Here is a 9,056-nt window from a genome sequence, read left to right as displayed (position 1 = left end):
GCAACAGTTGCCGGAAGCATTGAAAGTCAACGCCGCGCGCGCGCTCGACGTCGAAGACCTAAGCGTCCGCTATGGAACCTCGACCGCAGTCGACGGCGTGACGCTCGCCATCGATCCGGGCGAGGTCGTGGCCCTGCTCGGCCCCTCCGGCTGCGGCAAGACCACCCTTCTCAGGGTCATCGCCGGATTCGTGCGGCAGGCTGCGGGCCGCGTACGCGTCGACGGCGCCACCATCGACCATCTACCGCCCAACCAGCGCAACATCGGCATCGTCTTCCAGAACTACGCGCTGTTCCCGCACATGACGGTGGCGGAGAACGTCGCCTACGGCCTGCGCGCCCGCGGCCTAAAGGGGCCCGACGTCCAGGCACGGGTCTCGCGCTTCCTCGAGACCGTCCAGCTCGGCGGATTCAAGGAGCGCCTGCCGCGCCAGCTCTCCGGTGGCCAGCAGCAGAGGGTGGCGCTGGCGCGCGCACTCGCCATCGAGCCCTCCATACTCCTGCTCGACGAGCCGTTCGCGGCGCTCGACCGCAATCTGCGCCTCGACATGCAGATCGAGATCAAGCGGCTGCAGCGGACACTCGGCCTCACGACCATCCTGGTGACGCACGATCAGGATGAGGCGATGAGCGTCGCCGATCGGATCGCCGTCATGCACAAGGGCAAGGTCGAACAGTTCGACACGCCGGTCGCGATCTACGACCAGCCCCAGACCCTGTTCGTCAACGGCTTCATCGGCACCACCAACCTGATGAACGGCAAGGTCGCCTCTCTCCAGAACGGCACCGCGACGGTCGCCCTGGACGCCGGCGCGAGCCTCACCCTGCCGGCACCTGCCGGCGTCGGCATCGGCGCCCCTGTGCTGATGTCTGTGCGACCTGAGCAGCTGTCGCTCTCCGCGACGCCCGGCCCCGATGCCTGGAAGATCGAGCCCGGGCTCGCCCTGCCGATCGGTGCACAACTCGTCCACGAGGCGCGCGCCGCCGACGGCACCTTCCTCAAGATCATCGAGCCGCGGCGCGCGGTCTTGGGCGAGACGGCCCGGACCTACTGCACCCTGGCCGCCGACGCGCGTCCCACCCTGTTCCCGCGTTCCACCTGACAACCACGGAGCTTCTTCCATGATCAGTCGCAGACATCTGCTCGCCGGTGCGACCGCACTCGGCGGCGCCTCGTTCCTTCCCTCGATCGCGCACGCCAAGGGCAGTGTCGCCGCAGCCATCTATCCCGGCACCTGGGAAGAAGCCTTCCGCGCCATCGTGGCGCCAGCGCTGAAGAAAAAGGACAGCGTCGACCTCGAGCTGCAGCCGCTCTTCGCCGTCGACCAGGTCGCCAAGGCCAAGGCCGCGCGCGGCGCGCCGCCGTTCGACGCTTTCGTGCTCGATCCCGGTCCGCGCATCATCGCGATCCAGGACGGCCTCTTCGACAAGCTCGACATCAGGAAGATCAGCAATGCCTCCAAGCTGCCGGCCGGCCTCGTCGACGAATGGGGCGTCGGCGTCAACGCGCAGGTCGTGGGTATCGCCTACAATCCGAAAAAGGTTCCGGCGCCCAAGGGCTGGAAGGACCTGTTCACCGATCCGTGGGTCTCGCGGCTGGGCATCACCGGCTTCCAGACGACGTTCGGCACTGTGTCACTGATCGAAATCGCCAAGGTGTTCGGCGGCTCCGAGACCAACATCGAGCCGGCGCTAGTCGAACTGAAGAAGGTCCTGCCGAAGATCGCCGCGGTCGGCCAACCGGCCGCCATGCCGAGCCTGTTCCAGCAAGGCCAGTGCGACGTGATGTACACCAACACCCAGACCGTCGCGACGCTGAAAGGCCGTGGCGTCGACATCGAGTTCGTGAAGCCCGAGACCGGCGCCATCACCTTCCTCACGACCCTACACATTGCCAAGGGCGCGGCGGACGTCGAGAACGCCTACAAGTACATCGACATCGTCGCGGGCAAGGAAGTGCAGGAGGCACTGACCAAGCCGCCCTACAACTTCATCCCCGTCAACAAGGACGTGCCGGTGCCGTCCTACCTGCCGATGAAGAGCCTCGACGAGATGTCGACCTTTGTCCGTCACGACTGGGCGAAGATCAATCCACTGCGCGCCGGTTGGATCGAGAAGTTCAACAAGGAAATGGCGAAGTGAGAAAGCTGGCGGAGTGGCAGCTCGCGCTGCCGCTCGCGCTGGCCTTTGCGTCGATCTTCCTCGCGCCGCTGGTGATGCTTGTCGGCGTGAGCTTCTTCAATGACGACAAGATCACACAGCCCGGCATCGGCCAGTGGGTGAAGTTCCTGGGCGATCCCTTCAGCTACAAGGTGATCGCCGACACGATGCTGCTCGGTATCAAGACCGTCTGCGCCACCATCGTGATCGGTTACCCGCTGGCCTTGATCTACCTCGATGCCTCGCCACGTCTGCAGAAGGTGCTGATCTTCATCATCGTGATGCCACTGCTGCTCTCCGTTGTGGTGCGCACCTTCGCCTGGATCGTCGTGCTGGGTCGCGAAGGGGTCGTGAACACCCTGTTGCTGCAGCTGGGCATCATCTCCGAGCCGCTACGCCTCCTGCAGACCGAGCTCGGCCTCGTGATTTCGCTGACCCAGATCGAGATGCCGCTGATGCTGCTGCCGCTGATCAGCGTGATGTCGCGGCTCGATCCCAATTTGCGCGACGCCTCGTCCACCCTTGGCGCCTCGCGCTGGCGCACCCTGTTCAAGGTGATCGTGCCACTCAGCATGCCGGGCCTCGTCGCGGGCTGCCTGCTGGTGTTCGCCAGTTCCACCACCGCCTTCATCTCGCAGACCGTGATCGGCGGCGTCCGCCTGATCTACCTGCCGCTGCTGATCTGGCAGCAGTCGCTGGTCGTCTTCAACTGGCCCTTCGCCGCCGTGGTGTCGCTCACGCTGCTGGTCTCGGTGCTGACGGTCGTGAGTGCCCTCTCCTACCTCGGCCGCCGCTCCGGAGGTTATGTCCATGGGTAGGCGTCGCAGCCTCGGCGATCTTTCCTACAGTCTCGTGATCGGCACCCTGGCCACGCTGGCGCTGCTGATCATCGTCTCACCGGTGGTGATCGTGCTGACGACATCCTTCACCGAAGGCCGTTCGCTCAAGTTCCCGCCGACCGGCTTCTCCCTCCAATGGTACGAGGCGCTGTTCGATGCGTCCCAATCGAGGCAGATCCACCGCGCCGTCCATAATTCGCTGGAGGTGGCCGCGTGGTCGACCGGCTTCGGCATCCTTTTCGGCAGCATGGCGTCGCTCGGGCTGGCGCGGAATCGCCACAGGCTGGCGCGCGTGGCAGATGGACTCTTCCTGTCGCCGTTGGTCCTGCCGGGTCTCACTTTCGGCCTCGCGGCGCTGATGTACTTCACGCTGATCGGTTTCCGGCCGTCGCTGAACCTGATCATCGCCGGCCACATGATCGTGACCGTGCCATTCATCATCCACACGACTTCCGCCAGCATCTCGCAGCTCGATCCCGCACTGAACGACTCCTCGCAGAGCCTGGGCGCAAGCTGGCTCTACACGCTGCGCCGCGTGACCCTGCCGCTGATCGCGCCCGGCATCTTCGCCGGCGCGTTCCTGGCTTTCATGGCCTCGATCGACAACGTACCCGTGTCGCTGTTCCTGTCGACGGCGCGCACCGACATGCTGCCGATCCGCATGTGGGGCATGATGGAATCCACGCTCGACCCACGAATCGCCGCCGTGTCGGGCGTGTTGATCGCCGCGGCCTTCCTGCTGATGCTGGTGATGGAATGGACGGTGGGACTGACCCGCCGCATGCGCGACTGACGAGGACCCGCCAAATGGAATTGATCCCCCAGCCCCTCTCGAAGGAAGCCTTCGCCCCCTTCGGCGACGTGATCGACGTGCCCGATACCGCCGGCCGCACCTACTACGAGGGCGCCCTGGGCAACCTGCGTCCAACCGCGCATGCCAGCCTCTCGGTCAGCATGAAAACCGAGACGGCCGACCGGCCGCTGCGCAGCGACTATCTGGAACGCCACGAATTTTCCTCCCAGACCTTCGTTCCACTCGATGTCGAGCGCTGGCTGATCGTCGTGGCGCCCCATGCAGCCGCCGGCGGTCCCGAGGTGAGCGGCATGAAGGCCTTCATCGCCACCGGCAGGCAGGGCGTCACCTATCGGCCCGACACCTGGCATCACGGCCTGACGGTGCTCGACCGGCCCGGCCGCTTCGCAGTCTTCATGTGGCGCGACGGCGGAAAGGGCGACGAGGAGTTCGTGCCGGTGCCGCCCTTTACCGTGCGCATTCCCTGATCCGGAGCCAATGACGATGCCCTACGAGGTCCGCCGCGATTTCATCGGCTATGGCGCCACCCCTCCCGATCCGAAATGGCCCAACGGGGCGCGCATCGCCGTGAACTTCGTCATGAACTACGAGGAGGGTTCGGAGCCCTCGATCCAGGACGGCGAAGGCCATACCGAGATCGGGCTCAGTGACGCGAGCCGCATGGGTCAGTCGATCCAGGGTCGCGATCTCGCTGCCGAAGGCCTGTTCGAATATGGCAGCCGCGTCGGCTTCTGGCGGCTGATGCGTCTCTTCCAGGAGCGCGGCCTGCCGATGACCATCTTCGGCTGCGGGCTCGCGATGGAGCGCAATCCCGAGGCCTCGGCCGCCATCGCCACGTCGGGCTTCGACGTCTGCTCGCACGGCTGGCGCTGGATCAAGCACTACGAAATCGACGAGGCGACAGAGCGCGAGCACATCCGCAAAGCGATCGCCGCCATCCAGAAGATGACCGGCGAGCGGCCACTCGGCTGGTACTGCCGCTATGGGCCCGGCGTGAACACCCGCCGCCTCGTCGTCGAGGAAGGCGGCTTCCTCTACGACAGCGACTATTACGGCGAGGAGCTGCCCTTCTGGGTCACCGTCGACGGCAAGCCGCAGCTCGTCGTGCCCTATTCCGTCACCAACAACGATGGCCAGTTCGCCGCGTCCATCGGCACGTCGGACCAGTGGTTCTGCTTCGTGCGCGACGCCTTCGACATGCTGTACCGCGAGGGCGCCACGCAGCCCAAGATGATGTCGATCGGCCTGCATATGCGCCTGATCGGTCATCCCGCGCGCGCCGTGGGTCTTCAACGATTGCTCGACCACATCCAGAAGCACGAAGGCGTCTGGGTGACCCGTCGCCTCGACATTGCCCGCCACTGGATCAAGACCCATCCCTATCCGGGGAAGGGGCTGAATGAGTAGTATCGTGCGTCATGGCGGACGAGATCATTGTGGTGCGCGACTGGAAGCAGACCGAGGCGGCGCTGCTGGCTGCGCGCGCCTCGGGTACGGCGCCGGTCTTGCTGACGCCTGAGAACGCCGCCTCGTTCTATGGCGCGGGCTATCTCGGCGCCCTGCAGGAACGGGCGCGAGAAGAGTTTCCAGACGTGGCGTTCACGCTGATCGTCGATTGCGGCGACGCGCCGGGATACGCGCTCGCCTGCCTGCGCGCCGGCGTGCGCACCCTGTCGATGCGTACCTGGAACGACAAGATTGCCGACATCGCCCGTCAGATGGGCGCCGAACTGGTAAGGAGACCTGCATGAGCTGGCAACCGACACGCGACCTGATCGGCTACGGCCCCAATCCGCCCGACCCGAGATGGCCCGGCGGCGCGCGCATCGCCATCAACTTCGTCGTCAACTACGAGGAAGGCTCGGAGCCCTCCGTGCAGGACGGCGAAGGCTACACCGAGACCGGCCTCACCGAATCGAGCACTTCCTCGCAGGGGCTGAAGGGCCGCGACCTCGCCGGCGAAGGCATGTTCGAGTTCGGCAGCCGGGTCGGCTTCTGGCGCATCCATCGCGCCTTCCAGGAGCGCGGAATGCCGCTCACCGTGTTCGGCTGCGCGCTGGCCCTGGAACGCAACCCGCTCGCCGCCCAGGCGATCAGGGCCGCCGGCTGGGACGTCTGCTGCCACGGCTGGCGCTGGGTGCGCCACTTCCAGCTCTCGGAAGCCGAGGAGCGCGAGCACATCCAGAAGGCCATCAAGTCGCTGGAGCAAACCGTCGGCGAGCGGCCGGCCGGCTGGTACTGCCGCTATGGACCGAGCGTGAACACGCGCCGCCTGCTGATCGAGGAAGGCGGCTTCACCTACGACAGCGACTATTACGGCGAGGAGCTGCCCTTCTGGCAGACCGTCGAGGGCAAGCCGCACCTCATCGTCCCCTATTCGCTGACCAACAACGACGGCAAGTACGCCGCCGGCATGGTCCACGCCGATCAGTGGTTCGGCCTGGTGAAGGACGCGTTCGACGTCCTCTACAAGGAAGGTGCCACCCAGCCCAAGATGATGTCGGTCGGCCTACACCAGCGCCTGATCGGCCATCCCGCCCGCATGGCCGGCCTCTGGCGCTTCCTCGACTATGTCCAGAAGCACCAGGGCGTCTGGGTCACCAAGCGCCTCGACATCGCGAAGCACTGGATCGCGACGCATCCGTATCCTGGTAAAGGATTGAACGAATAGCGTTCAGACCTTCGCACGCCCGGCAACCATGCGGACCTTGCCGGGCGAGGCGAACCAGATCGAGGCGGCGCCCAGCACGCTGAAGCCCAGCGCCACAAGGAAGGCCAGGCGATAGGCGCCTTCGTAGTCGTAGAGCACACCAGTGATCCACGGGCCCGCGGCGCCGCCCGCCAGCAGCGAGACCATGATGATGCTGAAGATCGATCCGAAGTGCGGGCCCTCGAAGATCTCGGCCACCACCGATCCCATCAGGCTGGTGAAGGAATAGCCCAGCACGCCCTGCGACAGGACCATGAGGTAGAGCAGCGGCTGCGACGGCCCGGCGCCCAGCGCCAGGAGTGCCGCATAGCAGATCACGAAGCCGGAACCGGCGATCGTCCAGACGATCTCGCGGCCGATCCGGTCCGACAGCGCCCCGAGCAGGATCTGGCCGGGAATACCCACCATCGCCACGAGACCCAGCGCCCAGGCCGCCTCCATCGGACCGAAGCCGATCTCGACGAGGTACTTGGTCTGGTGCACCTGCACGGCGTACCAGGCGTAGCCGGTGCTGAAAAAGCCGATGCACAGCCACCAAAAGCGGTGCGTGCGGACGGCCCGGCCGACCGTCCACTCGATGGCAGCCCAGCGCGGATCGACGATGGCGGCCGCCCGTCGGGCCGCGGCGGTTCCGGCCTCCTTTGCGCCGTCAGGCAGAAGCCCGAGATCCTGCGGCCGCTTGGTGACGAACAGGTTGATCGGCAGCAGCACGAACAGGGTCATCAATCCGAGCGCCCAGCAGGCGCCGCGCCAGCCGTCCTTCAGAATGACGGTCTGCAGCCACGGCAGGATCAGGATCGCGCCGACTCCGACGCCGGAAAAAGCCAGCCCGGTCGCCAGCGCCCGTCGGCGCGCGAACCAGTTGGGCAGATACTGCGACTGCACGGAGAAGCTCATGCAGTTCGCCCCCGCACCGACCAGCACGCCCAGGGTCGCGTAGAGTTGCCACGGCTCGCTGATGAGCGTGGCGCCAAGCAGTCCGGCGGCTGTCAGGACGACCCCGATCTCGATTACGAAACGCGGCCCGCGCCGGTCCATGGTCCGGCCCACGACCGGGCTGATCACCGCAGACACCAGGAAGCCGAAGGAAAAGGCGCCCGCCGCCAGGCCGCGATCCCAGCCGAATTCGTCGACGATCGGCGGAAACATCAGCGAGAAGGCCGTGCGGGTGGTCACGCTCACCGCCACGGTCAGGAAGGCGATCGCGATGATCACCCAGCCGAAGAAGAAGGGCAGACGCGCCGCAAACGATGCGGATCGCGCGGGCAACGGGGGAGACGGCACCGACTTGTTCCTTTTTTTGCGTTTCGCCAGACGCATCGTGGCCCGGAGGGGGTAACAGCCTGTCCCCGCGCCCGCCCCAAGGTCAATGACGTGGCAGGTAGTCGTGCCAGCCGCGGCCCCGCCGGGGCTTGAACCGCTCCTTCCGCGCCGCTATCACCGCGCGGACCGCATAAAATGGGAGCCCGGACGTGAAGATCACCCGCACCGTCAAGAAGATCCTCGACAACTACGAGAGCGATTGCCCCGGCACCAAGGCCAACCTGGCCCGCATCCTGATGCACGGCCGCCTGGGCGGCACGGGCAAGATGGTGATCCTCCCCGTCGACCAGGGCTTTGAGCACGGCCCGGCCCGCTCCTTCGCGCCGAACCCGGACGCCTACGATCCCCACTACCACTACCAGCTGGCCATCGATGCCGGCCTGAACGCCTATGCCGCCCCGCTCGGCCCGCTGGAAGCCGGCGCCGACACATTCGCGGGCGCCATCCCGACCATCCTCAAGGTCAACTCGGCCAACTCGCTGTCAACCAACAAGGACCAGGCCGTGACGGCGACCGTGTCCGACGCGCTGCGCCTGGGCTGCTCGGCGATCGGCTTCACGATCTATCCGGGCTCGGAAGACCAGTACGAGATGATGGAAGAGATCCGCGAGATGTCGGAAGAGGCCAAGTCGGTCGGCCTCGCCGTCGTCATGTGGTCCTATCCGCGCGGCGGCAAGCTCGACAAAGCCGGCGAGACGGCGCTGGACGTCTGCGCCTACGCCGCCCACATCGCCGCCCTGCTCGGCGCTCACATCATCAAGGTGAAGCCGCCGACCAACGTGCTGTGGCAGCCCGAAGCCAAGGCTGCCTACGAGAAGGCCAACGTCGACACCTCGACCCTGGCCGCCCGCATCAAGCACGTGATGCAGGCGACCTTCAACGGCCGCCGCATCGTCGTCTTCTCGGGCGGTGAGGCGAAGGACCTCGAAGGCCTGTTCACCGAAATCCGCGGCCTGCGCGACGGCGGCGCCAACGGCTCCATCATCGGCCGCAACACCTTCCAGCGCCCGCGCGCCGAAGCGATCGACATGCTCGACAAGATCATCGCGATCTACCAAGGCAAGATGTAAAACAAGCGATTTTTACTAGATTATAAGGGGCGCTGGGTAACCTTTTGGGTAATCCGGCGCCCCCTTTTTTCGTGGAAACCGACTGTCGTGCGCCGTTCCGGTTGTCCCACTCTCACACCACGCGCAAAAGGGGACCCGGTG

General features: G+C 65.9%; 10 protein-coding genes. 9 read left to right on the top strand and 1 reads right to left on the bottom strand.

Features of this window, described 5'->3' with window-relative positions:
- Positions 1-7 precede the first annotated feature (7 nt).
- The 8 genes from Q0Q48_RS22295 to Q0Q48_RS22260 are packed head-to-tail and all read left to right on the top strand — an operon-like array spanning position 8 to position 6,483.
- The gene (locus tag Q0Q48_RS22295; RefSeq protein ID WP_295142826.1) at positions 8-1,102 is read left to right on the top strand and encodes an ABC transporter ATP-binding protein; all 1,095 of its coding nucleotides are present in this window, start codon (positions 8-10) and stop codon (positions 1,100-1,102) included.
- Between the two features lie 19 nt (positions 1,103-1,121).
- The gene (locus tag Q0Q48_RS22290) at positions 1,122-2,141 is read left to right on the top strand and encodes an extracellular solute-binding protein (protein ID WP_295142823.1); all 1,020 of its coding nucleotides are present in this window, start codon (positions 1,122-1,124) and stop codon (positions 2,139-2,141) included.
- Positions 2,138-2,977, top strand: coding sequence for an ABC transporter permease (locus Q0Q48_RS22285; protein WP_295142820.1), 840 nt, complete (start codon positions 2,138-2,140; stop codon positions 2,975-2,977). Before Q0Q48_RS22290 ends, Q0Q48_RS22285 begins: the two co-directional genes overlap by 4 nt.
- Positions 2,970-3,791 (top strand): ABC transporter permease, encoded by an 822-nt coding sequence (locus tag Q0Q48_RS22280; RefSeq protein ID WP_295142817.1) that lies wholly within the window; start codon positions 2,970-2,972, stop codon positions 3,789-3,791. The genes Q0Q48_RS22285 and Q0Q48_RS22280 overlap by 8 nt, the downstream gene beginning before the upstream one ends.
- 14 nt (positions 3,792-3,805) lie before the next feature.
- Complete coding sequence (locus Q0Q48_RS22275) at positions 3,806-4,279, top strand: ureidoglycolate lyase (RefSeq protein WP_295142813.1); 474 nt, start codon at positions 3,806-3,808, stop codon at positions 4,277-4,279.
- A 10-nt stretch (positions 4,280-4,289) separates the two neighbouring features.
- Positions 4,290-5,219 carry a polysaccharide deacetylase family protein gene (locus tag Q0Q48_RS22270; RefSeq protein WP_295142811.1) on the top strand — a complete coding sequence of 310 codons (930 nt, stop codon included), beginning with the start codon at positions 4,290-4,292 and terminating at the stop codon, positions 5,217-5,219.
- A gap of 11 nt (positions 5,220-5,230) precedes the next feature.
- Positions 5,231-5,563: a hypothetical protein gene (locus Q0Q48_RS22265; protein WP_295142808.1), complete on the top strand. Its 333-nt coding sequence runs from the start codon at positions 5,231-5,233 to the stop codon at positions 5,561-5,563.
- Positions 5,560-6,483, top strand: coding sequence for an allantoinase PuuE (locus Q0Q48_RS22260; protein ID WP_295142805.1), 924 nt, complete (start codon positions 5,560-5,562; stop codon positions 6,481-6,483). The genes Q0Q48_RS22265 and Q0Q48_RS22260 overlap by 4 nt, the downstream gene beginning before the upstream one ends.
- 3 nt (positions 6,484-6,486) lie before the next feature.
- On the opposite strand, the gene Q0Q48_RS22255 is transcribed toward Q0Q48_RS22260, so the two are convergent.
- Positions 6,487-7,806 carry an MFS transporter gene (locus Q0Q48_RS22255; RefSeq protein ID WP_295142803.1) on the bottom strand — a complete coding sequence of 440 codons (1,320 nt, stop codon included), beginning with the start codon at positions 7,804-7,806 and terminating at the stop codon, positions 6,487-6,489.
- 188 nt (positions 7,807-7,994) lie between these two features.
- Here Q0Q48_RS22255 and Q0Q48_RS22250 point away from each other — a divergent pair, with 188 nt between their 5' ends.
- On the top strand, positions 7,995-8,915 hold the full coding sequence (locus tag Q0Q48_RS22250; protein ID WP_295142799.1) for a class I fructose-bisphosphate aldolase: 921 nt from the start codon (positions 7,995-7,997) through the stop codon (positions 8,913-8,915).
- Positions 8,916-9,056 lie beyond the last annotated feature (141 nt).

This window comes from uncultured Reyranella sp., from assembly GCF_945957355.1.
Taxonomy (GTDB): domain Bacteria; phylum Pseudomonadota; class Alphaproteobacteria; order Reyranellales; family Reyranellaceae; genus Reyranella.
The sequence above is the reverse complement of the archived record's forward strand: the minus strand, read 5'-3'. Positions and strand labels throughout refer to the sequence as shown.

Bases quoted from the DNA above. Each gene is read 5' to 3' on its own strand.
- Q0Q48_RS22265 (WP_295142808.1), top strand. From the start codon at position 5,231: ATGGCGGACGAGATCATTGTGGTGCGCGACTGGAAGCAGACCGAGGCG.
- Q0Q48_RS22275 (WP_295142813.1), top strand. From the start codon at position 3,806: ATGGAATTGATCCCCCAGCCCCTCTCGAAGGAAGCCTTCGCCCCCTTC.
- Q0Q48_RS22290 (WP_295142823.1), top strand. From the start codon at position 1,122: ATGATCAGTCGCAGACATCTGCTCGCCGGTGCGACCGCACTCGGCGGC.
- Q0Q48_RS22260 (WP_295142805.1), top strand. From the start codon at position 5,560: ATGAGCTGGCAACCGACACGCGACCTGATCGGCTACGGCCCCAATCCG.
- Q0Q48_RS22280 (WP_295142817.1), top strand. From the start codon at position 2,970: ATGGGTAGGCGTCGCAGCCTCGGCGATCTTTCCTACAGTCTCGTGATC.
- Q0Q48_RS22270 (WP_295142811.1), top strand. From the start codon at position 4,290: ATGACGATGCCCTACGAGGTCCGCCGCGATTTCATCGGCTATGGCGCC.